Annotated in this window: 24 protein-coding genes; 12 read left to right on the plus strand and 12 right to left on the minus strand. The window is 71.6% G+C overall.

All coding sequences use genetic code 11. The annotated features are described in order from the left end of the window. Positions 1-78: 78 nt before the first annotated feature. Together NDAS_RS09610 and NDAS_RS09615 are read right to left on the minus strand one after the other, a co-directional pair. Positions 79-639, minus strand: a complete 561-nt coding sequence (locus tag NDAS_RS09610; RefSeq protein ID WP_049800298.1) for a TrmH family RNA methyltransferase — start codon at positions 637-639, stop codon at positions 79-81. 123 nt (positions 640-762) lie between these two features. Continuing rightward, entirely contained in the window at positions 763-1,434 is a 672-nt protein-coding gene (locus tag NDAS_RS09615; protein WP_013152977.1) for a class I SAM-dependent methyltransferase, read from the minus strand. Positions 1,435-1,574: 140 nt separating this feature from the next. Here NDAS_RS09615 and NDAS_RS27950 point away from each other — a divergent pair, with 140 nt between their 5' ends. Continuing rightward, entirely contained in the window at positions 1,575-2,081 is a 507-nt protein-coding gene (locus NDAS_RS27950) for a dsRBD fold-containing protein (protein ID WP_013152978.1), read from the plus strand. Positions 2,082-2,502: 421 nt separating this feature from the next. Then, the gene (locus NDAS_RS09625; protein ID WP_013152979.1) at positions 2,503-3,774 is read left to right on the plus strand and encodes an APC family permease; all 1,272 of its coding nucleotides are present in this window, start codon (positions 2,503-2,505) and stop codon (positions 3,772-3,774) included. Between the two features lie 197 nt (positions 3,775-3,971). Here the strand turns inward: NDAS_RS09625 and NDAS_RS09630 are convergent, their stop codons facing one another. Beyond that, on the minus strand, positions 3,972-4,547 hold the full coding sequence (locus tag NDAS_RS09630) for a TetR family transcriptional regulator (RefSeq protein ID WP_013152980.1): 576 nt from the start codon (positions 4,545-4,547) through the stop codon (positions 3,972-3,974). Positions 4,548-4,642: 95 nt separating this feature from the next. On the opposite strand from NDAS_RS09630, the gene NDAS_RS09635 reads away from it, so the two are divergent. Continuing rightward, positions 4,643-5,569 carry an oxidoreductase gene (locus NDAS_RS09635; protein WP_013152981.1) on the plus strand — a complete coding sequence of 309 codons (927 nt, stop codon included), beginning with the start codon at positions 4,643-4,645 and terminating at the stop codon, positions 5,567-5,569. A gap of 88 nt (positions 5,570-5,657) precedes the next feature. Here the strand turns inward: NDAS_RS09635 and NDAS_RS09640 are convergent, their stop codons facing one another. Beyond that, positions 5,658-6,479: a TioE family transcriptional regulator gene (locus tag NDAS_RS09640; protein WP_013152982.1), complete on the minus strand. Its 822-nt coding sequence runs from the start codon at positions 6,477-6,479 to the stop codon at positions 5,658-5,660. 58 nt (positions 6,480-6,537) lie between these two features. Between NDAS_RS09640 and NDAS_RS09645 the strand changes: the two genes are divergently transcribed. Beyond that, positions 6,538-7,791, plus strand: coding sequence for an erythromycin esterase family protein (locus NDAS_RS09645; RefSeq protein WP_013152983.1), 1,254 nt, complete (start codon positions 6,538-6,540; stop codon positions 7,789-7,791). A gap of 177 nt (positions 7,792-7,968) precedes the next feature. Here the strand turns inward: NDAS_RS09645 and NDAS_RS09650 are convergent, their stop codons facing one another. The 5 genes from NDAS_RS09650 to NDAS_RS09670 form a co-directional block, all read right to left on the minus strand. After that, positions 7,969-8,736 carry an NUDIX hydrolase gene (locus NDAS_RS09650; protein ID WP_013152984.1) on the minus strand — a complete coding sequence of 256 codons (768 nt, stop codon included), beginning with the start codon at positions 8,734-8,736 and terminating at the stop codon, positions 7,969-7,971. Next, the gene (locus NDAS_RS09655) at positions 8,733-9,467 is read right to left on the minus strand and encodes an HAD family hydrolase (RefSeq protein ID WP_013152985.1); all 735 of its coding nucleotides are present in this window, start codon (positions 9,465-9,467) and stop codon (positions 8,733-8,735) included. Before NDAS_RS09655 ends, NDAS_RS09650 begins: the two co-directional genes overlap by 4 nt. 141 nt (positions 9,468-9,608) lie before the next feature. Then, a complete protein-coding gene (locus NDAS_RS09660; RefSeq protein ID WP_013152986.1) occupies positions 9,609-10,556 on the minus strand; it encodes a VWA domain-containing protein in 948 nt (315 codons plus the stop codon). An 82-nt stretch (positions 10,557-10,638) separates the two neighbouring features. Next, complete coding sequence (locus NDAS_RS09665; RefSeq protein ID WP_013152987.1) at positions 10,639-11,607, minus strand: DUF58 domain-containing protein; 969 nt, start codon at positions 11,605-11,607, stop codon at positions 10,639-10,641. Between the two features lie 4 nt (positions 11,608-11,611). Then, the gene (locus NDAS_RS09670; protein WP_013152988.1) at positions 11,612-12,673 is read right to left on the minus strand and encodes an AAA family ATPase; all 1,062 of its coding nucleotides are present in this window, start codon (positions 12,671-12,673) and stop codon (positions 11,612-11,614) included. 150 nt (positions 12,674-12,823) lie between these two features. On the opposite strand from NDAS_RS09670, the gene NDAS_RS09675 reads away from it, so the two are divergent. From NDAS_RS09675 to NDAS_RS09695, 5 genes are all read left to right on the plus strand, one after another. Further along, positions 12,824-13,543 carry a protein kinase family protein gene (locus NDAS_RS09675; protein WP_013152989.1) on the plus strand — a complete coding sequence of 240 codons (720 nt, stop codon included), beginning with the start codon at positions 12,824-12,826 and terminating at the stop codon, positions 13,541-13,543. Positions 13,544-13,898: 355 nt separating this feature from the next. Continuing rightward, positions 13,899-14,666, plus strand: coding sequence for a HipA family kinase (locus NDAS_RS09680; RefSeq protein ID WP_013152990.1), 768 nt, complete (start codon positions 13,899-13,901; stop codon positions 14,664-14,666). Further along, on the plus strand, positions 14,663-15,100 hold the full coding sequence (locus tag NDAS_RS09685) for a DUF3037 domain-containing protein (protein ID WP_013152991.1): 438 nt from the start codon (positions 14,663-14,665) through the stop codon (positions 15,098-15,100). Before NDAS_RS09680 ends, NDAS_RS09685 begins: the two co-directional genes overlap by 4 nt. Positions 15,101-15,244: 144 nt before the next feature. Beyond that, a complete protein-coding gene (locus tag NDAS_RS09690) occupies positions 15,245-16,558 on the plus strand; it encodes a multidrug effflux MFS transporter (RefSeq protein ID WP_013152992.1) in 1,314 nt (437 codons plus the stop codon). A gap of 247 nt (positions 16,559-16,805) precedes the next feature. Continuing rightward, a complete protein-coding gene (locus NDAS_RS09695; RefSeq protein WP_041552633.1) occupies positions 16,806-18,911 on the plus strand; it encodes an AMP-binding protein in 2,106 nt (701 codons plus the stop codon). Between the two features lie 240 nt (positions 18,912-19,151). Here NDAS_RS09695 and NDAS_RS09700 read toward each other — a convergent pair whose 3' ends face one another. From NDAS_RS09700 to NDAS_RS09710, 3 genes are all read right to left on the minus strand, one after another. After that, positions 19,152-19,799 carry a LuxR C-terminal-related transcriptional regulator gene (locus NDAS_RS09700; protein ID WP_013152994.1) on the minus strand — a complete coding sequence of 216 codons (648 nt, stop codon included), beginning with the start codon at positions 19,797-19,799 and terminating at the stop codon, positions 19,152-19,154. After that, positions 19,751-21,085 (minus strand): sensor histidine kinase, encoded by a 1,335-nt coding sequence (locus NDAS_RS09705; protein WP_013152995.1) that lies wholly within the window; start codon positions 21,083-21,085, stop codon positions 19,751-19,753. The genes NDAS_RS09700 and NDAS_RS09705 overlap by 49 nt, the downstream gene beginning before the upstream one ends. A 175-nt stretch (positions 21,086-21,260) precedes the next feature. Then, positions 21,261-22,199, minus strand: coding sequence for a hypothetical protein (locus tag NDAS_RS09710; protein ID WP_013152996.1), 939 nt, complete (start codon positions 22,197-22,199; stop codon positions 21,261-21,263). Between the two features lie 165 nt (positions 22,200-22,364). On the opposite strand from NDAS_RS09710, the gene NDAS_RS09715 reads away from it, so the two are divergent. The 3 genes from NDAS_RS09715 to rnhA all read left to right on the plus strand — a co-directional run bounded on the left by NDAS_RS09715 (position 22,365) and on the right by rnhA (position 24,179). After that, positions 22,365-22,808: an SMI1/KNR4 family protein gene (locus tag NDAS_RS09715; protein WP_013152997.1), complete on the plus strand. Its 444-nt coding sequence runs from the start codon at positions 22,365-22,367 to the stop codon at positions 22,806-22,808. Between the two features lie 20 nt (positions 22,809-22,828). After that, the gene (gene def / locus NDAS_RS09720; protein WP_013152998.1) at positions 22,829-23,488 is read left to right on the plus strand and encodes a peptide deformylase; all 660 of its coding nucleotides are present in this window, start codon (positions 22,829-22,831) and stop codon (positions 23,486-23,488) included. Positions 23,489-23,705: 217 nt separating this feature from the next. Further along, complete coding sequence (gene rnhA, locus NDAS_RS09725; RefSeq protein WP_019607377.1) at positions 23,706-24,179, plus strand: ribonuclease HI; 474 nt, start codon at positions 23,706-23,708, stop codon at positions 24,177-24,179. The last annotated feature ends 33 nt before the right edge of the window (positions 24,180-24,212 follow it).

The raw sequence follows: 24,212 nt of genomic DNA on the forward strand, positions 1-24,212 counted from the left end.
GTGGTGATATGTGACTACCAGGAATAAAGACGATCGGCCTGGGGCGGTTGTTCCCCGGCGGCGGATGTTTCGGAGCGGTCAGCTCCCGGCGGGGGCGTCGGCCTCCCCGCCGAGCCCGGCCCACTCCCGGCGGCGGGCCTCGGAGAGCGCGATCGCGGTGGCCACGGCCACGTTGAGCGATCCCACCCGTCCGATCTGGGGAACGTAGGTGACGGCGTCCGCGCCCGCCAGCAGGGCGGGGGAGCATCCGTGGTCCTCGGCGCCCACGGCCAGGCACACGTCCGGCTCCAGGGGAGCCGCGTGCAGCGGGAGCGCGCCGGAGGCCAGCTCGACCGCGACCACCCGGTACCCGTCCGCGCGTGCGGCGGCCAGGGCGTCGGCGGTGGAGGCCATCCGGGTGTGCTCGACCTTGGCGGCGGTGCCCAGGGCGGTCTTGCCGACCTTGGGGTCGTCGGGGTTGGCGCTGTTGCCGGTCAACCAGAGCTGGTCGACACCGAAGGTCGCAGCCGTGCGCAGGATCGAGCCCAGGTTGTAGGGCTGGGTGACCGATTCGACGAGAAGGGCGAGTCGCCCCTCGGTGCGCCTGCGCCACTGGCGGTTCAGGCGTTTGACGTCCGTGGGACGCAACTGCGTGCTCAACTGCGGTGTTTTCCTCGGCGGGTGTTCCCGGGCTGGTCCCGGAGGCCATCTGTTCGCCACAGAGTACAGGTCACCGTGCGTGGGCGCACGCATGACCCGTGACACACCACGGCAAAAGCCGCGTCAAGCCACGGAACGGCGCACCGCGAGCACCCGGAAACCCGCTCGGGAGGCCACCCGTTCGGCGGGCAGGCCCTGCTCGTCCAGCCACTTCTGCAACGAGTCCGAGCCCAGGTGGCGCTGGACCACGAGGTGGGCGACGCCCTCGGGGGTGAGCCGCCCCAGCCACGTGCGCAGCATGGAGTGCAGCACGCCCTTGCCCACCCGGATGGGCGGGTTGGACCACACCGCGTCGAAGGGGCCCAGCAGGTCCTGGGCGGTCACGTCGTCCCGCGCTGGCGCGCCCTCCCCGGACGCGCCCCGCTCCACCGACAGCCCGCCCTCGGGCTCCACCACCGCGAACCGCGCGTTGTCCAGCCCGTGCTCGGCGGCGTTGCGCCGCGCCAGCCCCACGGCCCGCGCGTTGACGTCCACGCCCAGCACCCGCGCCCCCGGCGCGCGCGAGGCCATCGTCAGCGCGATGGGCCCGTAGCCGCAGCCCAGGTCGAGCAGGCGCCCGCCCTCGGGCGGCGGCGGGACCGACTCCAGCAGCACCCGCGTGCCGAGGTCGACCTTGTCGGGGGAGAACACGCCCCGGTCGGTGCGCAGCCGCAGGTGCAGGTCCGGCAGGACCAGGTCGGCGGTGGAGGGGCGGCTGGCGGCGCCCGGATCGGAGTCGAAGTAGTGCTGAGCCACGCCGTGACGCTACCAGGGGCGGCCCCGACCACGGCACACGGCAAAAACCTCCCAGTCCCACGCCAACAAAGGCCCAACCCCCGCGCCGTGGGGCGCCGGGGTGCCGAAGATGGAGGTATCCGACGTTTGCGGGGGAACCCATGCGAGCACACGTAGGGGACCAGCTGGTGGTCGAGAGCCCGCGCGCCGACGCCCACCGCAGGACGGGCGTCGTCACCGGCGTCGGGGGATCCGACGGGGAACCCCCCTACCGGGTCCACTGGGCCGGCGCCGAACAGGGCCACGACGACCTGGTCTACCCGGGTCCGGACGCGCACATCGAACACCCGCCCGGCTGCACGGGCGCCAACGCAGAGGGGGCCGATGCCATGCAGACGACCAAGCGCTGGAACGTCGACGTCGTCGTCGCCGAGGAGAACGAGGGCGACAGCGCGCGCACCTGGGCCGAGGTCGGCCTGGTCGCCGACGACGGGACGGCGCTGCGGGGCCACGGGATGGCCCGCAAGCACCCCACGGACCTGGACGTCCCCGAGATCGGTGAGGAGCTCGCGGTCTCGCGCGCCCTGTCCGACCTCTCGCGCCAGCTCCGTCAGGTCGCGGCGGAGGACATCACCGACAACACCGGAACGCCCTGGCGCCCCACCTGAACCGGTGGCGGCCCCGCGGCCGACCGCGGGGGACGGGAGCGGGCGCGGGCCCGGAACGGCGGGGGCCGTTCCGGGCCCGCCGCGCTGCGCCGGGGCGTCCCGCGCCACCGCGTGGACACCGTACGGACCGATACCGGCCACCTTCGTCATGGCCGGACTGCTCCCGGTGGTCACCGGGATCGGGCACACTCGGAAGTCGGACACGACCGCCGCCCCGGCGGCGCAGCCGAGCCCCGGCCCCCGAAGCGCCGGGACCCCGCGTCGTGTCCGGTCAGGACGCGACGGGGGGAGGGTGCGCCAGCCGGGCACACGAGGTCCGCCGTCACGTCCCGAGGTACCGCTGTGCTTTACCGGAGGCGTCCGGGGAAGGGAGCGTTGCCGCCCGGCGCGAGCCGGGAGTACTCACGCAAGGGAGACCCCGTTGACCACCTCCTCCTCCGGCCCCCAGGCCAGACCCGCCCGCGTCCTGGGCACCGTCGACGCCGTCGCCATCGGCGCGGGCGCGATGCTCGGCGCCGGGGTGTTCACCGTCTTCGCCCCGGCCGCGCTCGGCGCGGGCGCCTGGCTGCCCGTGGCCATCCTCATCGCGGGGATCGTCGCCTACTGCAACGCCGTCTCCTCGGCCAGGCTCGCCGCCCGCCACCCCGAGTCCGGCGGCGCCTACGTCTACGGCCGCGAGCGCCTGGGCGACCTGTGGGGCTACCTGGCGGGCTGGTCCTTCGTGGTCGGCAAGACCGCCTCCTGCGCGGCCATGGCGCTGACCTTCGGCGCCTACCTCCTCCCCGGCTGGGAGAAGGCCCTGGCGGCGGCCACCGTGGTCGCGCTCACCGCGCTCAACTACCGCGGGATCCAGCGCTCCACGATGGTGATCAAGATCCTGCTGGCCGCGGTCCTGGCCGTCCTGGCCGCCGTGTGCGTTGCCATGCTCCTCAGCGGGCGCCTGGCCGCCGTCGCCCAGGTGGAGGGCCTGGGGCCCTGGCCCGGCTCCTTCGGTGTGCTCGGCGCGGCCGGGATGATCTTCTTCGCCTTCGCCGGGTACGCCAGGGTGGCCACCCTGGGCGGCGAGGTCCGCGACCCCCAGACCACGATCCCCCGCGCGGTCAACATCTCCCTGGGCGGCGTGCTGGCGCTCTACCTCGTCATCGGCACCGGACTGCTGATCGTGCTGGGCCGCGAGCGCCTGTCCACCACCGACACCCCGATGGTCGACGCCGTCCGGGTGGCCGGGTTCGACTGGCTGGCCCCCGTGGTGGTCGCGGGCGCGGCCGTGGCCAGCCTGGGGGCCCTGCTCTCCCTCATCCTCGGGGTCTCGCGCACCACCGCCGCGATGGCCGCCGACGGACACCTGCCCCGCTCCCTGGCCTCGGTCCACGAGCGCCACGGGGTGCCCCACCGCGCCGAGCTGCTGGTCGGCGCCGTCGTCATCGCCCTGGTCCTGGTCACCGACCTGCGCGGCGCGATCGCCTTCTCCGCCTTCGGAGTGCTGGTCTACTACGCCATCACCAACGCCTCGGCGCTGCGCCTGGGTCCCGACGAGCCCCGCCCGCCGCTGCTGGTGCCGCTGACCGGGCTGGGCGGCTGCGTCGTGCTGGCGTGCAGCCTGCCGCTGCCCACGGTCATCACCGGCATGGCGGTCCTGGCGGTGGGAGCCGGGCTGTGGTGGCTGCGCGAGCGCTTCGACCTGCGCTTCTAGGAGTGCGGGCGGGGAACACGCCAGCCCGGAAGGGGGGCGCGGGTTCCTCCGCGGTGAAGGCGCGGCCGAAGGCACCGCGTTCGGCGACGAACACGTAGCGCCGCTCCGGTCGCGGCCGGTGCGCTGGTGTGGCCGGAGCGGACCCGACCCGTGACCCCGAAGGCGGTCAGCCCCGCCGGCGGGCCGCCGTGGCGCGGTCAACCACGAGGGGACTCCTCCGGTGCGACCAGGCGGCGTACGGCGTCGGTGATGATAGTGCGTCGCTGCGCGTCGGTGACGAGGTGGCTGACGTCCTCGGTGCGGTGCTGCCACATGTTGGCCAGCGTCAGGACCAGGGCGAGGATCTCACCGGCCGGTCTGTCGGATCTGACGGTGCCGCTCCGCTGTGCCGCCTCGATGGCCGTGATCTTCTCGTCCACGGAGCGGGCGACGATCTCGGAGACCGGTCGTTCGGCGCGTTCGAGCGCGTACCACGTGAGGAACCGCATGACCTGCGGGTGCTGTGCCGCGGCGTCGTGCAGGCGGCCGGCGTATCCGGGCAGGTCGTCGGCGTCGATGGGCACGGCGCCCACCGTCTGCTCGACGATCGCCTCGTGGACGGCCTCGAACAGGCCCTCCTTTCCGGCGAAGAACGAGTACACGAGGCCGGGGCTGATACCGGCGCGTTTGGCGAGCCGGTCCACCCGGGCGCCGGCCACGCCGTACTCGGCGAACTCGGCCAGGGCCGCTTCCATCAACTGCTGCCGTTTGCGGTCGGGATCGCGCGTTGCCATGCCTCCATCCTCCCTTAATGAACGTTCATTTGACGAACCCGGCTCGGGCGAGCATGCTGAGCTTGATAAATGAACATTCATTTAAGAGGTGTGTGATGACCGCGCAGCACTGGACTCCCGCCGACATTCCGCCGCTCGACGGCCGGACCGCTCTGATCACCGGCGCCAACAGCGGCATCGGCTACCGCACCGCCCGGGCCCTGGCCCGGCACGGCGCCCGTGTCCTGCTCACCGGGCGCCGTCCGGACGCGCTGGCCGAAGCCGCCGCCCGCCTGCGCGGCGACGTGCCCGGCGCGCGTCTGGAGACCGTGGAGCTCGACCTCGGCGACCTGGCCGCGATCCGCGACGCGGCGGCCCCGCTCGCCGCCGAGGAGACGATCGACATCCTCGTCAACAACGCCGGAGTCATGAACGTCCCCCAACGCCGCACCACCCGTGACGGCCTCGAACTGACCGTCGGCACGAACCACCTCGGCCACTTCGCGTTGACCGCCCATCTGATGCCCGCCCTGACGCGTTCGGCGGCCGCGCGGATCGTCACGGTCAGCGCCATCGCCGCCACCTGGCGCTCAGGCGACCTCACCGACCTGATGAGCGAACAGCGCTACCGCCCGATGGGCGCGTACGCCAAGTCCAAGCGCGCCAACATCGTCTTCACCCGGGAACTCGCCCGCCGCCTCGACGGCAGCGCGCACCGCGCCCTGGCCGTGCACCCGGGGTCGGCCGTCACCAACCTGCAGCGCCACACGTCCACGGGGCGGGCGGGGCGGCTGTTCGTCGCCCTGGCCGCGCGCACCCTGATGGGCTCGCCCGAGGGCGCCGCCTGGCCCTCCCTGTACGGCGCGACCCACGCCGCGGCCGCCAACGGCGCCTTCCTCGGTCCCGCCGGACGGGACCAGACCTCCGGGACCCCCGAGCCGACCCCCCTGCCCGCCGGGGCCGACAGTCCCGAGCAGGGTTCCCGGCTGTGGCGTGAGAGCGAACGGCTGACCGGGGTCGCGTTCCCGGTCCCGCGGACCTGACCCCCGCGCCGCACGGTGCGGCCGGGCGGCTCCCCGTGCTCGACGGCGCCGCCGCTCTCGCGGCGCACTCCGGCCGGCGGCCGGGGCCTCAACCGCGTTCTCGCAGGTACGCCTCCAGCTCGGCGGCCCCGGCCAGCATCGCCCGCCCGCGCGCGGACAGCCGGGCGCGCCAGTCGCGCAGCGCGCCCTCCAACGGCTCCAGCCCGCCGGCCGAGCGCACCTGGGCGATCAGCGGGGCGATCTGCTCCAGCAGGTAACCGCCCCGCCTGAGCTGGTGGACCAGCAGGGCGTCGCGCACGTCGGCCCCGCCGTAGACGCGGTACCCGGTCCTCGGGTCGCGGCGGGGACGCACCAGCCCGGCGCGCTCCCAGGCGCGCAGCGTCGCGGGCCGGACGCCGAGCCTGCCCGCCAGCGGTCCGATGAACGTGGCGTCGGGCTCCGCCGCCCCGGCCGTCCCGGGCTCCTTGGCCGGTCGTGGGGGCGCAGCCGCCCCGGCCCGCCCACCGGAGCTGGTCCGCCCGCCGGATTCGATCCGGTCGGCGGACCGGGACCGCGCGCCGGTCTCCAGGCCGCGCAGCGCCTCCTCCACGGCCCGCAGGGTCCGCCGGTCGTCCAGGAGCTGGGCGTGGCCCTCGTCGATGAGGCGCAGCGCCTCATCCGCCCGGTCCCCGTTCACCGCCCGCATGATCGAGGCCGCCCCCTGGTGGCCGTGGCCGGGTACCAGGGCCACGAACGCGCTCAGGGCCCGCGCGTGCAGCGGAGTGTAGGTGCGGTAGCCGTGACGCGTGCGGTCGGCCGCCGGAAGGATCCCGTCCTCCTCGTAGTTCCTGACCGCCTGCGTGGACAGGCCGTGCCCGCGCGCCAGGTCGATCGGCCTGAGCCGATCACCGCTTTGAAGGTTCTTAGCCATATCCCCGCCGCTGTACCGAAAAAGCCTCAACTGTTACTTCAACGATACCGTCGAAGGTATGGACACTGGCACCACGATCACCGCACACACCTTCGAGGCCGCCGCCGCCATGGGGCTGCTCCCGGCCCGGCCGCGACTGCTCGCCCTGGGCGAGCCCACCCACGGGGAGGACGCCCTGCTGGACCTGCGCAACGGGCTCTTCCGCCAGCTCGTCGAGCAGGAGGGCTACCGGACGATCGCCGTCGAGAGCGACTGTCTGGCGGGCCTGGCCGTGGACGCGTACGTCACCTCGGGCACGGGCACCCTCGACGAGGCCATGGAGCACGGGTTCAGCCACGGGCTCGGCGCGTCGGCGGCCAACCGCGAACTCGTACGCTGGATGCGCGCCCACAACGACGGCAGGCCCGCCGCCGAACAGGTGCGCTTCGCCGGTTTCGACGGCCCGCTGGAGGTCACCGGCGCCCAGAGCCCCCGGCGGGCCCTGACCGCGCTCCACGACTACCTCGCGCGCTGGGTGGAGGCGGACCAGCTCCCGTGCGACGCGCGGACGCTGGACCGCCTGGTCGGCGACGACGCGCGGTGGACCAACCCCGACGCGATGCTGGACCCGGCCGAGTCCGTGGGGCGCTCGGACGACGTCCGGGAGCTGCGCATGCTCGCCGACGACCTGGCGGCGCTGCTCGACGCGCACACGCCGCGCCTGGTCTCGGCGACCTCGCGCGAGGACTGGGACCGGGCGCGCCTGTACGGGCGCACCGCCACCGGCCTGCTGCGCTACCACTTCTGGATGGCCGACACCTCCTCGCGCCGCATGACGCGGCTGGAGGACCTGGGCATGACGGTCGACACCTCACCGAGCCGGATGACGCGGCTGCTGGGCCTGCGCGACCAGATGATGGCCGACAACCTCTTCGCCCTCGCCGAGCGGGGCCCGGTGCTGGTCCACGCCCACAACTCCCACCTCCAGCGCGGCATGAGCACGATGCGGATGGGCGGGCCGCCGCTGGACTGGTGGGGCGCCGGGGCGATCGCGGGCGCCCGCCTGGGGCAGGAGTACGCCTTCCTGGCCACGGCCGTGGGCACGATCCGGCACCGGGGCGTGGACACCCCGCCCCCGGACAGCGTCGAGGGCCTCCTGTACGCCCTCGGGGAGGAGCGCTGCGTGGTCGACGCGCCCCGGCTGGCCGCGGACCTGGACGGCGCGATCCCCGCACCCCGTGTGTCCCCCTGGTTCGGCTACGCCCCGCTCGATCCGGCCCGTCTGGCCGACAGCGACGGGATCGTGTTCGTCAGGGACCTCCGGCAGGGCTGACGGCCCGCCCGGAGGGGGCGCCGGTGCGACGCACGAGGCTCCCACCTGCGGTGATCCTGTACCTGTGGCGTGTTCGGCCGCCTTGCTGCCAAACGGCTGTCGCGACGGATACGAGATCACGGCGTCCGCGTCGGTCCTGTGCGGGCACCGCAGGGGAGCCGGTGCCCGGCCGAGGGCTCAGACCGTGCCGGACAGGCCCAGGTAGGCCAGTCCGCGCCGGGCCGTGGTGGACAGCCGCAGCCCGGCGACCTCACCGGGGGCGAACCAGCGCGCGTCGGCGGTCGAGCCGTTCTCCTCCAGTACCCGGGCCGGACCCGGGTCGCGGACCAGGACGCGGAAGAACGCCCACACCGCGTAGATGTCGTGGCCGCCGGAGCCCTCACGGCGGTGGCTGGACACGGTGACCAGCTCCCCGACCAGGCCGTCCTGGCCGGTCTCCTCGACCACCTCGCGGCGCAGCGCGGCCCGCACGTCCTCGCCCGCGTCCACGCCGCCGCCCGGCAGGTGCCAGGTCCCGGCGCCGGGGAACCCCTCGGCGATCAGGCTCAGCAGCACGTTGCCGTCGGGGTCGGTGACGATCCCGTAGGAGGCGAACCGGCGCAGCGGCGTCAGCCCGTTCTCGGGCGCGGCCTCCTCCACGGCCAGTTCGGCGGGGGAGGGCCGCAGACCGGCGCCCGCGGCCGAGGGCCAGGAGGCCTCCGCCCCGACTCCTGCGAACACCACCCGGTCGATGTGCAGCGGGGCGCCGCCGGGCGCGGACGCCAGCTCGGTGAGCACGTCCAGCGCGCGCAGGGGAGCGTCCGGGGCCAGGCCGCCCAGGCCGCGGGCCACGTCCGCGGGGTCCTGGCCGAACAGCACGCGACCCCCGAGCACCGCGGGCGCACCGGCGGTGACCAGGTGCGCGGTGACGCGCCGTCCCGGAGCGCCCGGGGAGGCGGCGGTCACAGCGATCCGGCGGCGGGGGTCGCGCTGGGCAGGCCCACCAGACGCAGCAGTTCGTCCAGGTTGGCGATGGTGGTCACCGACTCGAACCGCTGGTGGCCCCGGCGGTCGATCATGATCGGGCGCATGCTCGCGGCCGCGGCGCCCACGCCGTCGGCCTGGATCTGGTCCCCCACGTGCCAGCACGCGGTGGGGTCCACACCCAGGCGCTGGGCGGCGGTGTGGAAGATGCGCGGGTCCGGCTTGCCCGTTCCGACCGTGTCGGTGCACACCACGGCGTGGAAGTAGGGGGCCAGCTCCATGGACTGGAGCTTGGCGTGCTGGAGGGACTCGATGCCGTTGGTCACCACGGCCAGGCGGTATCCGGCCGAGGCCAGCGCGTTCAGCGCCGGGATCGCGTCGGGGAAGACCTGCCACGCCGAGCGGTGGGCCTCCAGGTAGATCCGGTACAACTCGTCGCAGTGCTGGTCGGCGAGGTCGGGGTGACCGGCCTGGACGGCCAGGGCCCGGATCCGCTCGCGGCGCTGCTGCTCCAGGCTCAGGCGTCCGCGCAGGTAGGAACCGAAGGAGATCTCGGTCTGCACGTCCCACAGACTGCGGGCTGCTCCGAAGTCCGGGTGGCCGAGCCGGTCCATGACCGCGCGGAGCCCCGTGGACGACGCGGCGAGATCGTCGATCAGGGTGTCGTCCAGGTCAAAGCAGATCGCCGTCGGCACTGCGGGTGTGTTCGGCATCGTTCCTCATGTGATGGGCAGGACAAAACATGCCCACGCTAACCCGTGGACATAACAGGAACGGTGTAAACCCCACCTAAAGGGATGTGGCCCACGTCACCCGAGGCCCGTGCGGGAGGGGGTCCGCGGACCCCCTCCCGCTCACGGGAGCCGCTGGAACCACAGGAGTGACGTCACGGCGGTGGCCATCGCCAGGACGATCGCCGCCAGCACGAAACGTGTGACGATTTCCTCGTGCACCAGCTCGGTGCCCAGCGACGAGCCGATGTCCTCGTAGACCTCGTCCAGCTCCGTCTCGCTCTCCGCCTCGTAGAAGTGCCCCCCGGTGTCCGAGGCCAGACCGCGCAGCGCCTCCTTGTCGATGTCGGCGGGCACCTGGTAGCCGTCGATCTCGATCATCGCCGCGCCCGTGCCGAACGCGATCGTGGAGACCGGGACCTCCTGCTCCGCCGCCATCGCCACGGCCTGCGAGATGTCGCGGCCACTGGTGTTCTCCCCGTCCGAGAGCAGCACGATCGCCGACGGCGGCGGGTCCACGTCCGCGTCCTCGTCGAAACTGCTGATCGACTCCAGCGAGGCGAACACCCCCTCGCCGATCGCCGTGCCCGGACCCAGCTGGAGGTTCTCGATCGAGCCGATCACCGCCTGGTGGTCATGGGTGGGGGAGGAGACCACCGTCGCCGTCGAGGAGAAGGCCACCAGGCCCACGTTGAACCGGTCCGGCAGCGTCTCCACGAACCCCTGGGCCGACTTCTTGGCCGCCTCCAGCCGGTTGGGGTCGATGTCGTTGGCCGCCATCGACAGCGACACGTCCACCGCCACCATGATCGTCGCCCGCTCACGCGGCTGCTGCACCGGCATCGCCGGCAGCGCCATCGAGGCGATCAGCACCCCGATCGTCACCGTGAACAGCACCGCCGGCACGTGCCTGCGCACGTCGGGGCGGTGCGGCGCCACCTGGTCCAGCAACGCCAGGTTGGTGAAGCGCATCGTGTACTCGCGCCGCCGGGTCTGCGCGAACACGTACGCGGCGACCAGTACGACGACGAGGAGCAGCCACCACAACCTCTGGGGCTCCAGGAAGGTCATGACTCAATCCCCCGTGCCTCGGCTCTGTCCCGCGGGTCCGCGCCCGCGCCCTCGTTCGGTTCCTCGGTGGGGCCCGCCGCGCTCACCGGGGCGTTCCCGGAGTGTGGCGGGCCAGGTGGTGCGCGGTACGCCTCTGGTGGATAACGAAGCGTGCCGTATCCAGTACCCAGTCCCGGTCCGTCCTTAGCATCAGGTGGTGCACCCCGCACCGGCGCAGCGCGTCGCGCACCGCGCGGCGCTGCCCCTCGGCCGCCTGACGGTAGCGCTCGCGCACCGCCCGCGTCAGCCGCACGTCGCGCACCATGCCCGTGCCCGGATCGCGCAGCGTCACGTCGCCCACCTCGGGCACGTCCAGCTCGCGCGGATCGATCACCTCCACCACCAGCACCTGGTGGCGCGCGGCCAACTGGCGCAGGGGGCGCTCCCAGGTCACCTCGCCGCCGAAGGCGGGGGTGTCCAGGAAGTCGGAGATCACCACCCGCAGGCCGCGCCTGCGGCGCACCCGCACCAGGTCACCGATGGCGTCTGCCAGGGACGCCCGGTGCGGCGAGGGCTCGCGCTCGTCACCGGTCGGCGCCGCGGCCACCGTGGCCAACAGCGCCAGCAGGGCCTCCTTGCCCGAACGCGCGGGCCAGCGCCGGATCGTGCCCCGGTGCAGGAAGTGGGCGCCGAAGCGGTCGCCCACCCGCTGGGTGAGGAGGTTGGCCGCGACCATCGCCCCGACCGCCACCTCGTGCTTGGAGCGCAGGCCCGTGCCGAAGTCCATGCTCGGCGACAGGTCCAGCAGGGTCCAGCTCTCCAGCTCGCGGTCGGCGACCAGGTCGCGCACGTGCGGGGTGTCGGTGCGCGCGGTCACCGACCAGTCCATGAGCCGCACGTCGTCCTCGCCCGGCTGGTACAGGCGCGCCTCGGCCGCCTCCGAGCCGGGCCCCAGGCGCAGCCCGAGGTGCTCACCGTGCAGCAGCCCCTCCAGGCGGTGCACGATGCGCAGGTCCAGACGGCGCAGCGCGGCGCGCAGCCGGGGGTCGGTACCGATGGCGGGTGCGTTCACCGGCTCACCTCGCGGAGGCGAAGGAGGCGGTCTCCCCGCTGGGCGGCTCGTCCCAGATCACCCGCGGCGCCAGCACGGTCGACAGGATGCGGTCCACCACCTGTTCGGCGGTGATCCCGTCGGCCAGGGCGTCGAAGGTCAGCACCAGGCGGTGGGCGATGACGTCGTGGGCGAGCACCCGCACGTCGTCGGGGAGCACGTAGTCGCGCCCGCGCAGCAGGGCCAGGGCCCGGGCGGCCGAGACCAGCCCCAGGGTGGCACGGGGGCTGGCCCCCATCTCCAGCACCTGGCGCAGGTCCGGCATCTGGTGGTTCTCCGGCTCGCGCGTGGCCATGACCAGCCGCACCACGTAGTCGGCGATGAGCTGGTGGACGTGGACGCGCTGGGCGTCGGACTGCAGCTCGCTCAGGGTGACGGGGTCGAGCACCTGGTGCGCGGTGGGCGGGGTGGTCGACATCCGGCGCAGGATCTCCATCTCCTCGTGCGCGCGCGGATGGCGGACGTTGACCTTCATCAGGAACCGGTCGCGCTGGGCCTCGGGCAGCGGGTACACGCCCTCGGACTCCACCGGGTTCTGTGTGGCGATGACGATGAACGGGGAGGGGAGCGGGTGGGTGGTCCCGCCGAGGGACACCTGCCGCTCGGCCATGACCTCCAACAGGGCCGACTGCACCTTGGCCGGGGCCCGGTTGATCTCGTCGGCGAGCACGAAGTTGGCGAAGACCGGCCCCAGCTCCACGTCGAACTGCTCGGTGGAGGGATGGTAGATGCGCGTGCCGACGATGTCGGAGGGCACCAGGTCCGGGGTGAACTGCACACGGGCGAACGAACCCCCGGTGACCTTGGCCAGGGTGGACACCGCCAGGGTCTTGGCGATTCCGGGTACGCCCTCGATCAGGCAGTGCCCTCCCGCGACCAGGGCGATCAGGGAGCGCTCCACCATGCGCTCCTGGCCCACGATCACCCTGGACACCTCGTGCAGCGCGGCGCGCAGCAGCCGGGTCGGTTCACCCGGAGCGCTGTCCGGGCCCGCGGAGGGCGCTGAGCCGTTTCCGCTCTCTGCCATGTGCCGCCTTCCTAGCAGGGAGCCCCGACGCGGGGGCACCGGATAGGTTGTGGATCACTCACCTGTGGTGACACTACCCGTTTCGCGGGCACCAGTCCGGTACACAACGCGGCGAAGCGGACGGCCGGAGTGGAGGGCAAGGGGGATGACATGGCGGTTCCCACGATGGGGCTGAACGAGGGTGATCCACGTCAACTGGGCGGTTACCGCCTGCTGGGGCGGGTGCGCGACTCCTCCCTCGGCGTGGTCTACCTGGGCAGGGACGGGTCCGGGAACCAGGTGAGCGTCGCCGTGCTCGACTCCGGCGCCGCGGGTGACGGCGGCGCGCGCGAGCGGTTCGCCGAGGCGGTGCGCCGCAGCCCCGACGTGGTCGCGGCCCGCACGGACGGGCGCTCGGCGCTGTGGGTGGCCCTCGCTCACGACGGGACGGGCGCGGCGGCGGAGGACTTCCTCAAGGTGGCGGCGCGCTCGGGCAGGGCGGCCGCGCGTGGCCCGGTCGTGATGCCGCACTGGGCGGGTTCACGCGGCCCCGTCTCGGTGCGGTGGGCGCCCTGGGCCGGGCGCAGGGACAGCGCCGTGGCGGCGGGGGAGAGCAACTGGTGGCTGATCGGCGGACTGGGCCTGGTGCTGGTGCTCATCCTGCTGCTGGTGTCGCTGCTGTACTGGTGGATGCTCCAGTTCCCGCCGCCGGAGATGCCCAGCCCGGCGCAGCCCCCCGAGGCGCAGGAGAGCCCGGAGAGCCCGCAGGGGCCGGGGACGCTCCCGGGGGAGGGGGACGGTGAGGACGGGGGAGCGGAGCCGACGCCGGTCATGCCCACGCCGGGGGAGGGCGGAGGCGAGTGGGGCGACGACCCCGAGGACAACCTCTAGCGGGGGAAGCGTGCGGCTCGGAAAACGCGTGAGGGGTCCGGTTTCGGCGCCGGACCCCTTCCTTGTTCCTGTTAAAAATCTACGTCGTACAGGTGGTGGTTCTTTTCTTAAAAAAAGACAAGAAAGACGAGATCGCGCGGCTACGCCGCACCCTCCTCACGGATCTCCCTTTCGAAAGCCGCTCGGCGTGTCGCGGCGGACGGGGACGTTGCCTAGAACGTGTTCAGCGTCCTTTAGCGGCGATGGCGGGAGGCGGTTCCGGTGCGGTGGAGGGGCGGCGGGCCGCGGCCCCGTGCGTCCGGCTCAGCGACGGGCCCGTCGAGGCGGCGGTGCGCGAGCGCTCCGTGCGCTGCCTATGCTGGTCCGCGTGCTGAGAAAGGTGGTCGCGACGCGGTACGTGCTGCCGCTGCGCGAAGGAGGTTCGCTCCCGGGGTTGGTCGAGGCCGACGACCTGGGGATGTACGTGGTCAAGTTCCTCGGGGCGGGGCAGGGGCGCAAGACGCTCGTGGCCGAGGTCGTCGCGGGGGAGCTGGGCCGCGCCCTGGGGCTGCCCGTTCCGGAGCTGGTCACGGCGGAGTTCGACGCGGTGATCGGCCGCAGCGAGCCCGATCCCGAGGTGCAGGAGCTGCTCAAGGCCAGCGGCGGGCTCAACCTGGGGATGGACTTCCTCCCCGGTTCGCTGGGCTTCGATCCGCTGACCTTCGAGGTGGACCGGGGGTTCGCCGGGCGGGTGCTGTGGTTCGACGCGCTGACCGGCAACGTGGACCGGTCCTGGCGCAACCCGAACATGCTGCTGTGGCACGGGCGCCCCTACCTGATCGACCACGGTGCGACGCTGATCTTCCACCACAACTGGGCCAACGCCGACCGGTTCGTGCACCGCCCCTACGACGCCTCCGACCACGTGCTGTCGGGTGCGTCGCCGGACCTGGCCGCCGCGGACGCGGACCTGGCGCCCTTGGTGGACGAGGGTCTGCTGCGCCGTGTGGTGGAGTTGGTGCCGGACGAGTGGCTGGTGGACGAGCCCGGGTTCGACGGTCCCGGGGATGTGCGTGCGGCGTATGTGCGGTACCTGCTGGCCCGGGTGGCCGAGCGTTCCTGGCTGCCGGAGGTGACGGGATGAGCGCCCCGAGGCGTTACAGCGACGCGGTGACGACCGGTCGTGTGGGTGAGCGGCGTGAGCGTGCGGTGTTCGAGTACGCGCTGTTGCGGGTGGTGCCGCGGTTGGAGCGCGGTGAGTGTGTGAACGCCGGGGTGATCGTGTACTGCCAGGAGCGGGGGTTCCTGGGCGCTCGTTCGGCGTTGGACGAGCGGCGGTTGCTGGCGGTGGACGCTGAGGCGGACGTGGCGGGTGTGCGGCGTGCGCTGGAGGCGGTGGAGGTGATGTGCCGTGGTGGCGCGGGGGCGGGTGCGGCCGGTCGTGAGCGCCCCGGTCAGCGGTTCCGGTGGTTGACGGCTCCGCGGAGCACGATCGTGCAGCCGGGGCCGATCCACGGTGGTCTGACGGAGGATCCGGAGGGCGAGGTCGTGCGGTTGCTGGACCGGCTCGTAAGGTAACCGTTCGGGTCGTAACGGACATCACAGGCGTTCTGGGGGATAAAGAGGAGGCGATCCGCGGGGTCGGGATGTTGGGATGGAAGTGTCCGTCGTCGGCGGGGTTCTTCCTTCCGGCGCTTTTCCCGTTCCTGAACTGGAGTGCCTGTGCAGTCCCCGAACTCCCCCTCCGCGGTCCCTGACCGGGAGGCGGTCGAGAGGTCCTCTTCCCCTGTCCCGGTTTCTTCCCCCGCCCCCGAGCCGGAGGCGGGTGAGCGCTGGACGCCCTCGCGCAAGTCGGTGGCGCTGCTGGTGCTGGTGCTGGGTGTGCTGACGGCGACCGGGCCGTTGGCGACCGACATGTACCTTCCGGCCTTCCCCCAGATCACGCGGGATCTGGGGACGAGTGAGGCGCAGATCCAGCTGACGCTGACGGCGATGATGCTGGGCCTGGCCGTGGGTCAGCTGGTGATCGGGCCGTTGAGCGACGCCGTGGGGCGTCGTGGTCCGCTGTTGGTGGGCGTGGCCCTGTTCACGGTGACGTCGGTGCTGTGCGTGTTCGTGCCGGACGTGACGTTGTTCATCGTGCTGCGGTTCGTGCAGGGTGTGGCCGGTGCCGCGGGTGCGGTGATCGGTCGTGCGGTGGTGCGTGACCTGTTCGCGGGTGATGACGCGGTGCGGTTCTTCTCGCGTCTGGCGCTGGTGATGATGCTGGCTCCGCTGTTGGCTCCGTTGGCGGGTGCGCAGTTGCTGCTGGTGGGTCCGTGGCAGTTGAGTTTTTGGGTGCTGGCGGTGATGTCGGCGCTGAGCTTTGTGCTGGTGTTGGTGTGGTTGCCGGAGAGTCTGCCGGTGCAGGACCGTCGTCGGCAGGGTCCGCGTCAGTTGGTGGTGACGGTGGGTGGTCTGCTGCGTCAGCCGCGTTTTGTGGGTCCGGTGCTGACGATGGGGCTCAGTTTCGGGATGTTGTTCACGTACGTGTCGGCGTTCTCGTTCGTGTCGCAGACGGAGTTCGGTGTCTCGCCGCAGTTGTACGCGGGGCTGTTCGCGGTGAACGCGCTGGGGATGATGGCGGGTACGCAGCTGAACGGTTTCCTGGTGGGTCGTGTGGAGACGCTGCGGCGGCTGGGGATGGGTCTGGTGCTGGCTCTTGCCTCGGTGGGTGTGTTGGCGGCGCTGGCGGTGCTGGGTGTGGCCCAGTTGTGGATGGTCGTGGCGCTGCTCGCGCTGATGATGCTCAGTGTCGGTTTCATCATGCCGAACGCGACGGTGACGGCTCTGGACGGGCAGCCGGCCGCGGTGGCGGGTACGGCTTCGGCGTTGATGGGTGCGTTGCAGTTCGCGCTGGGCGGTGGTGTGGCGTCGCTGGCGGGGCTGACGGAGACGGGTGAGCCGTCGTTGGTGAGTATGGCGGTGGTGATGGTGTCGGTGGCGGTGCTGTCGCTGCTGGCGTATGTGTGGTCGGTGCGCACGAAGGTGCGGTGAGTGTTTTTCGGTGGTGTGGGCCCGGGCGCTGTGGGTGGGGTGTGCCGGGGCCCTGGGGGTGCCGGGCCGGGTGGGTCGTGGCCGTGGTGTGTGCTGGGGCGTTGCGGGTCTGCGTTCCGGGTTGCCGTGTGGTGGGGAAATGGGCACAGTAGGTCGCAATCCCCCGATTGAGGTGGGCCTGTTCGGCCTGTCTTCCGATGCGGCAAGAGGATGAGTGGGTATGGGCGGTCCGAGTGTCACTCCTGGTATGTGGGCCCGGGGTCTTTCCGGGCTGAGCGACCTGGTGTACGGGGTGGCCACGGAGGAGGCCCATGCGGAGGTGTTCTCCGTGCGCGGTGAGCGCGGCCGGTGGGAGCGGGTGAAGGCCGGCGGGTTCGCCACGGAGGTGACGGCGGTCGCCAAGGGTTTGGTGGCGGCCGGTGTGGGTGAGGGCGACCGGATCGTGGTGGTGTCGGGGTCGCATCAGGACTGGGTGCGGTTGGCGTTCGCCGTGTGGTCGGTGCGTGCGGTGTTGGTGCCGTTGCCGGAGTCGGTGTCGGCGGAGCGTTTGACGCATGTGGTGCGGCAGACGCGTCCGGCGGCTGCGGTGGTGCAGGGTGAGCGGTTGTTGCGCACGGTGTCGGGTTTGCAGCGTGAGTTGCCGGACCTGGGTCGGGTGTGGCGGATGGACGCGGGTCTGGCGGGTGTGGTGTCGCTGGGTGCGTATATGGACGCGTCGTCGGTGCGGTTTCGTCGGGACGGGGCGGTGGCCGAGGATGTGGCGGTGGTGCTGTATCCGGTGAGTACGGTGTCGCGGTTGACGCGGGGTGTGGTGTTGTCGCACGGGGCGTTGTTGTCGGCTGCGGCGGATGTGGTGGACCGGATGTGGCCGCGGTTGTCGGAGTTGCCTGAGGGCCGGGCGAGCACGTTGTTGGATCTGCCGTTGTCGCAGATCTCGGGGTTGGCTTCGTTGGTGGCGTGCATGGTGGGGCGTGTGCGTGTGGGGTTGGCGGGCCCGACGGGTTTGGTGCGGCAGATGGAGGCGTTCAAGCCGACGGTGCTGGTGTGTTCGGCCCAGGTGTTGCAGGGTGTCTTCGATGCGGAGCGGGGGAGTGCGCGTTCGACGGGGTGGGACTCGTTGGGCACGTTCAACGCGGCGGTGGAGTCGGCGGTGCAGTTCGACCGGTCGCCGCGCAGGAGTGCGTGGCAGCGGTTGTCGCGGACGATGTATGACTGGCAGTTCTCCCGGGTGCGGGAGTTGTTCGGTGGCCGGGTGCATCTGGCGGTGTGCTGGGGCGGTGGGCTGTCGGACCGGTTGGACTCCTTCTTCGGCGGTGTGGGGATTCCGGTGGTGCAGGCGTTCGGTACGGCCGAGGCGGGGGGTGTGTTCGCGGCCGGTGCTGTGGGGGACCGGGTTCCGGGGACGGTGGGGCGTGCCCTGGAGGGTCGTGAGGTGTGGGTGTCGCGTGAGGGCGAGATCCATGTGCGCGGCGGTGCGGTGTTCTCGGGGTACTGGGGTGAGGGTGAGGCCTCGCGGAGTGCGTTTCGTGAGGGGTGGTTGGCGACGGGGTACGCGGGTGAGGTGGACGCGGACGGGGTCGTGAGTGTGGCGGGCCGGTTGCGGGTGCAGGCGGCGACGGAGGAGTTGGCGGGGCGGTTCGTGGCGCGCGGGGCGGATGAGGCGCCTGCGTTGGAGGGCCGTGTGCTGCCGGAGTCTGAGGGGCGTGTGCTGGAGGGTCGTCCGGTGCAGGAGCAGCGGCGTGACTCCGAGGAGGGTGTGCGTCGGCGGGATGCGCGTGCGTTGGAGGGCCGCGCGTTGGAGGCTTCGGTGGAGCAGGAGCCCGGTGCGGCCTCGGATGGGGGTTCGGGGGAGATGCTGGCGGTGACGGCGGCGTTCGCCGCGGTGGATCCGGCTGGGGGCGGGGAGCCCGCCGTGGTGGAGCCGCAGGACCAGCGTGTGGAGCGGGGGGACGCGGAGCTGGTGGCGGAGTTCGAGGCGCGGTTGCGTGCCCATCCGTTGATCAGTCAGGTGTTGGTGATCGTGGAGGGGCGGCCGTTCGCGAGTGCGTTGGTGACGTTGGTGCGTGACCAGTTGGAGTACTGGCGGTTGGTGAACGGTCGGCCGTTGGCGATGGCGCCGGAGGAGATCGCGGGGGACCGTGAGCTGCTGCGTGAGGTGCAGGGGTTGGTGTACGAGGCCAATCGGAGTGTGCCTCGTCATCTGGCGGTGCGGTCGTTTCATGTGTTGGCGGAGGAGTTCACGGTGCAGTCGGGGTTGGTGCACGCGTCGGGGGAGTTGCGGCGTGAGGCGGTGTTGCGGGCGTTCGCGGAGGAGATCGACGGGTTGTACCGGGTGCGGCGTGAGCAGCAGTAGGGGGTAGTAGGCGGCGGTGTCGGTGGCCGCGGTCCGGGCCGGGTGGTCTGGGCCGCGGCCTTTGGCGTGTGTATGGCGGTCGGTGCGGCCGTGCCGGTGTGTCCGTGGAGTGCCTGGGCCGGGGGTCGGGTGCGGTGACCGCCGTGCTGGTGGCGCGGTAGCCGGTGTTGGACGCTGTGGGTGCACACGTGTGGTCCGGCTGGGCGGGTGTTGGGGGCCGAACCGGTGTGGGCGGGGTGGTTACTGGCCGTTGAGGAAGGCCAGGACGGCCAGGACGCGGCGGCTGTCGTCGGAGGAGGGCGGCAGGTCGAGTTTGGTGAAGATGTTGTTGATGTGCTTGCTGACGGCTTTTTCGGTGATGTAGAGGCGTGCGGCGATGGCGGAGTTGGAGCGTCCTTCGGCCATTTCGGACAGGACCTCGCGTTCGCGGGGGGTGAGTTGGGCGAGGGGGCCGCTCTGGTCCTGGCGGGCGAGGAGTTGGGAGATGACGGCGGGGTCCATGGCGGTGCCGCCGTCGGCGACGCGGCGGACGGCTTCGATGAACTGGCCGATGTCGAAGACGCGGTCCTTGAGGAGGTAGCCGACGCCGCCGGTGTCGTCGGAGAGCAGTTCGCGGGCGTAGAGCTGTTCGACGTGCTGGGAGAGCACGAGGATGGGCAGGCCGGGGATCTGGGTGCGGGCGGCGATGGCGGCTTGGAGGCCTTCGTCGGTGAAGGTGGGGGGTAGGCGGACGTCGACGACGGCGACGTCGGGTTTGTGTTCGGTGAGGGCGGTGTGCAGGTCGGGGCCGTTGTCGACGGCGGCGACGACGGTGAAGTCGTGTGCCTGGAGGAGTCGGATCAGGCCGTCTCTGAGGAGGGCAAGGTCTTCGGCGATGACAACACGCACGGGATCTCCAGGGTCACGATGGTGGGGCCGCCCGGTGGGCTGGTGATGTTCATCGTGCCATCAAAGGCGTCCAGGCGTCTGCGGATGCCGGCCAGGCCGCTGCCGGGGGCGGGGTCCGCGCCGCCGGTGCCGTTGTCGGTGACGGTGATGACCAGGCGGTTGCGGCCGTGGTTGATGTGGATCCAGGCGTGGGTGGCGTGGGCGTGTTTGGCGGTGTTGGTGAGGAGTTCGGCGATGGCGAAGTAGGCGGCGGACTCCACGGGGTCGGCGGGGCGGCCGCGGAGGTCGATGGTGACGGTGATGGGCAGGTGGTGGGTGAGGGCGAGGGCGTGGACGGCGCCGTCGAGGCCGCGTTCGACGAGGACGGGTGGGTGGATGCCGCGGACGAGGTCGCGGAGTTCGGTGAGGGCGTGGCGGGTGGTTTCGCGGGCTTCGGTGAGCATGGCGCGGGCGGTTTCGGGGTCTTTGTCGACGATTTGTTCGGCCATGCCCAGGTTCATGCCCAGGGCGACGAGGCGGGCTTGGGCGCCGTCGTGGAGGTCGCGTTCGATGCGGCGGATCTCGGATGCCTGGGTGTCGATGGTGTGGGCGCGGCTGGTGGCCAGGTGGGCGACGCGGGCGGTGAGTCGGGCTTTTTCGGAGGGGGAGAGCAGGAGGCGGTTGAAGCGTAGGTAGGTGTCGGCGGCCAGGGGGATGAGGAGCCAGCCCAGGGTGATGAGGGCCAGGGCGGGGATGAGGATGATGAGTTGGTTGAGGGTGGTGGTGGGGGTGTAGGTGTCGTAGAGGGTGGGGCCGGTGAGGTTGAGGGCGAAGAGGAGTTGTTCGATGCCGTGGGCGATGAGGGTGAGGGGGGTGGCGACGAGGAGGAAGCTGGCGGCTCCGGAGATGAGCCAGAGCAGGTCTCTCCAGGTGGCGGGGTCGGTGATGATGGCGGTGCCGCGGCGGGTGATGCCGGTGGGGGGGATGGGGCGGTAGGCGGAGACGATGGGGCGGTGTAGGGGGCGGGTGGTGGGGGTGGGTAGGCCTGGGGTGGCGGTGCGGCTTCGGGGGGGTTTGCTGTTTTTGATGAGTAGGTGGCTGAGGGTGCGGCGTTGGCTGTCAGCGAGGGTGCGCAGGAGGAGGGCGGTGAGGATGACGAAGGGGAGGCCGACCCAGGTGAGGGTGAGTACGGCCGAGAGCAGGACGAGGGGGAGCAGGAGGAGGGCGGCGATGTTCTGGGAGAGCAGGAGGAAGAGGTAGGCCAGGGTGGTGAGGCGGCCTGCGCGGTGGTGGGGTGCGGTGGCCATGGGTGGTCTCTTCCGTTCCTGCGTGTGCGTGTGCTGGTGTCTATTGTGTCCTGTTCGTGGGTGTGGGTGCGGTGGTGAGGGCTCCCCTGTCGGGTGTGGTGGCGCGGGGTGGGGGCACGTGTGAGGGAGGGCCTCCGCGGTGCGCGGGGGCCCTCCTGGCGGGTGTGGGGGTCTGTCAGGGCCAGCGCATGTCGGTGGCGGGGCCCAGGTCGCTGACGCGGGTGCTGCTGTGGGCGTCCAGGGCCTTCTTGAGTTGGTCCCAGGACTGCTGGGGGGTGTTGTCGGTGTTGTTGCAGGTGCGCTGTTGGCAGGCGGTGTACTGGGACATGGCTCCGGCGAAGCGCAGGGGGTCGTTGGCGTTGGTGTGGCCCCAGCGGCTGATGTTGGCCCACTGGTCGGCCTGGATGCCGTCGGTGCGGTAGATCTGGGGGATGACGTGGACGCGGGGGTTGCCTCCGCCGGCCATGTGGTGGACGTCGGCCAGGCGCCAGCCGTTGGCGCAGTCGCCCGAGCCGGTGGTGGGGCAGGAGTCGGCGGAGTTGGCGGCGTAGAGCGGTGTGGTGGTGGCCTGGGTGTAGGCGGCGAGCCAGTCGCGGGCCCAGGCGGGGGTGGACCAGGAGGGTTCGGCGTCCAGGGCTGCGGTGATGGTGACGGCCTCGGTGGTGGAGGCGTCCTTGACGGTGGTGACCAGGTCGGCCCAGCGCTGTCCGGCGTGGGTGCCGGTGATGCCGCCGTCGTCCTTGTTGTTGACGCCCAGGGCCAGGTGGGCGGTGGCCTGGTCGGTGCGGCACTCGGTGAAGCCCTGGGCCCAGTGGTGGGCGTAGGCGGCGGCCTTGCTGTAGGCGGAGCGGGGTGTGGTGGAGTTTCCCGCCCTGCCGGGTTCTCGGAGGGTGTCGTCCTTTTCCTGGGTGCCGAAGAAGAGGATGCGCGGGCCGGTGGCGCCGGTGCGTCCTTCGGTGCATCCGGCCTCGTGGGCTTGGGTGGAGGTGGCGTCGGTGAGGGGGACGTAGCGGCTGGTGGTGTGGCCGGGGTAGGCGGTGGTGGTCGCGGTGGTGGCGTGGGCCGGTGCGCCCAGGGCGGTCAGGGCGGCGGCGAGCGCGGTGGTGGCGAGCATGCGTGCGGTGGAAGCCATGGGGTCATTGTGTGGGATAGTGATCGGTTGTGCACGCATCGTGATATGGGTGGCGTGTTCGGTGTTTGGGGTGGTGCGGCGGGTGCGGGTTCGGGTTTTTGGCGCAACTCGCCGCCGACGATTTCCCGTGGGTTGCCACGACCTGTGATGATCAGGAGTGTGTGGCGTGAACTGATCCTGGAGATGTATCCCGAGGCCGATCTGAGCGATCCGGCCGATGAGGTGACCCTGGCCGAGGTGGAGAAGCACCTGATGCTGCCCCTGCCCTTCGAGCTGGCCTCGTTGCTGCGTGAGACCGATGGGGTGACCAACGAGTACGGGGACGCGGTGGTGTGGAGTGCGCGGCGTTTGGTGGAGGACAACCTGGCGATGCGCCGGGAGCCGGACTATCTGGAGCTGTACGCGCCCTTCGACGAGATGATCTTCTTCGGTGATTCCGACATGGGGCCGCAGTTCGCCTACGTGCACACCGACTACGGTCCGGGGATTGTGGTGTGGGACCATGAGAGTGACCGGCGACGCCTGGTGGTGGTGTCGTTGCGCGACTACCTGGCGCGGTGTCTGATCCAGGGCAACTCCTGGTTTCGTTGAAGTGTGGTGAGAGTAGGACCATGTCGGAGCATGGCGGGGTTGGCGTCGTCGTTCAGGGCCGGGAGGTCGCGGATTTCCCCGAGTGGGCTCCGGAGGCGGCGCGCGGCCGGGTGCGGCGGATCACCGTGACGGGTGAGGAGGTGCTGCACCGGCGTGGTGTGGATGTGGCGCCGCAGATGTGGGGTTCGGCGGAGTTGGCCGGGCTCATCGACGACATGTTCGTGACGATGTACGCGGCCGAGGGTGTGGGGTTGGCGGGCAGCCAGGTGGGTGTGGACCTGCGGGTGTTCGTCTATGACTGCCCTGATGATGATGGTGTGCGTCATGTGGGGCATGTGGTCAACCCGGTGTTGGACGAGCGCGATCCCGATGACGCGGTGGTGGTGGAGTCGGAGGGGTGTTTGTCGGTTCCGGGGCCGCACGCGGATCTGGGGCGGGCCGAGCACGCCACGGTGCGGGGAGTGGACCGGGACGGCAATCCCGTGGTCGTCAGCGGTAGCGGGTACTTCGCCCGGTGTTTGCAGCACGAGACCGATCACACGTTGGGGCGGTTGTACGTGGACCGGTTGAGTGCGCGTGAGCGCAAGCGGGTGCTGAAGAAGATGAACGAGATGGCCAACGACGTGTTCGCGCGCCGTGAGGAGCGGGCCGAGGAGCTGGCGCGGGAGCTGGCTGGCTGAGCGGGGCTGTGTGCGGGGGTGTTCCGGGTGCGGAACGCCCCCTTTTTTTGTGGGGCGGGGTGGTTGGTTGGTGTGGCTGTGGGGGGTCCTTTGGCTGGGTTGACGGGCCGAAGTGGCGGGTGTGGGGGCTCCATTGGGGGTGATTGGCTCCTTTTGTGGCCCCGTTGGCGGGAGTTGTGGCCTTTTCGTGACCGTAGGGGGCGGTAGATTGCCCGGCATGCGTAACGGGGACGAGGTCGGCCAGGAGCCGACGCAGCGGGTGGTCATCTACACCGACGGGGCGTGCAGCGGCAACCCCGGTCCGGGCGGGTGGGGGGTGTGGCTGCGCTACGGCGGCCACGAGAAGGAGCTGTACGGGGGCGAGGCGCAGACCACCAACAACCGGATGGAGCTGATGGCGGCGATCCGGGCGCTGGAGAGCCTGCGCCAGCCGCTGCCGGTGCTGGTGCACACCGACTCCTCCTACGTGCGCAACGGGATCACCTCGTGGCTGCACGGGTGGAAGCGGCGGGGCTGGCGCACGGCCGACAAGAAACCGGTCAAGAACGTGGACCTGTGGCAGCGCCTGGACGAGGTCGCCTCGCGCTATGAGGTGGAGTGGCGCTGGGTGCGCGGGCACAGCGGGGACGAGGGCAACGAGCGCGCTGACGCGTTGGCGCGGCGCGGACGCGACGAGGCCGCCGGGGTGTAAGGGGCGGTACGGCAGGCGGCGGGCACCGGGTGT

It is taken from the genome of Nocardiopsis dassonvillei subsp. dassonvillei DSM 43111, from assembly GCF_000092985.1.
Lineage (GTDB): Bacteria > Actinomycetota > Actinomycetes > Streptosporangiales > Streptosporangiaceae > Nocardiopsis > Nocardiopsis dassonvillei.

What these genes read in the sequence shown, in the direction of transcription:
- NDAS_RS27950 (WP_013152978.1), top strand. Translation starts at nt 1,575, where the DNA reads ATGCGAGCACACGTAGGGGACCAGCTGGTGGTCGAGAGCCCGCGCGCC.
- NDAS_RS09630 (WP_013152980.1), bottom strand. Translation starts at nt 4,547, where the DNA reads ATGGCAACGCGCGATCCCGACCGCAAACGGCAGCAGTTGATGGAAGCG.
- NDAS_RS09635 (WP_013152981.1), top strand. Translation starts at nt 4,643, where the DNA reads ATGACCGCGCAGCACTGGACTCCCGCCGACATTCCGCCGCTCGACGGC.
- NDAS_RS09640 (WP_013152982.1), bottom strand. Translation starts at nt 6,479, where the DNA reads ATGGCTAAGAACCTTCAAAGCGGTGATCGGCTCAGGCCGATCGACCTG.
- NDAS_RS09645 (WP_013152983.1), top strand. Translation starts at nt 6,538, where the DNA reads ATGGACACTGGCACCACGATCACCGCACACACCTTCGAGGCCGCCGCC.
- NDAS_RS09655 (WP_013152985.1), bottom strand. Translation starts at nt 9,467, where the DNA reads ATGCCGAACACACCCGCAGTGCCGACGGCGATCTGCTTTGACCTGGAC.
- NDAS_RS09660 (WP_013152986.1), bottom strand. Translation starts at nt 10,556, where the DNA reads ATGACCTTCCTGGAGCCCCAGAGGTTGTGGTGGCTGCTCCTCGTCGTC.
- NDAS_RS09670 (WP_013152988.1), bottom strand. Translation starts at nt 12,673, where the DNA reads ATGGCAGAGAGCGGAAACGGCTCAGCGCCCTCCGCGGGCCCGGACAGC.
- NDAS_RS09675 (WP_013152989.1), top strand. Translation starts at nt 12,824, where the DNA reads ATGGCGGTTCCCACGATGGGGCTGAACGAGGGTGATCCACGTCAACTG.
- NDAS_RS09680 (WP_013152990.1), top strand. Translation starts at nt 13,899, where the DNA reads ATGCTGGTCCGCGTGCTGAGAAAGGTGGTCGCGACGCGGTACGTGCTG.
- NDAS_RS09685 (WP_013152991.1), top strand. Translation starts at nt 14,663, where the DNA reads ATGAGCGCCCCGAGGCGTTACAGCGACGCGGTGACGACCGGTCGTGTG.
- NDAS_RS09695 (WP_041552633.1), top strand. Translation starts at nt 16,806, where the DNA reads ATGTGGGCCCGGGGTCTTTCCGGGCTGAGCGACCTGGTGTACGGGGTG.
- NDAS_RS09705 (WP_013152995.1), bottom strand. Translation starts at nt 21,085, where the DNA reads ATGGCCACCGCACCCCACCACCGCGCAGGCCGCCTCACCACCCTGGCC.
- NDAS_RS09710 (WP_013152996.1), bottom strand. Translation starts at nt 22,199, where the DNA reads ATGCTCGCCACCACCGCGCTCGCCGCCGCCCTGACCGCCCTGGGCGCA.
- NDAS_RS09715 (WP_013152997.1), top strand. Translation starts at nt 22,365, where the DNA reads ATGATCAGGAGTGTGTGGCGTGAACTGATCCTGGAGATGTATCCCGAG.
- def (WP_013152998.1), top strand. Translation starts at nt 22,829, where the DNA reads ATGTCGGAGCATGGCGGGGTTGGCGTCGTCGTTCAGGGCCGGGAGGTC.
- rnhA (WP_019607377.1), top strand. Translation starts at nt 23,706, where the DNA reads ATGCGTAACGGGGACGAGGTCGGCCAGGAGCCGACGCAGCGGGTGGTC.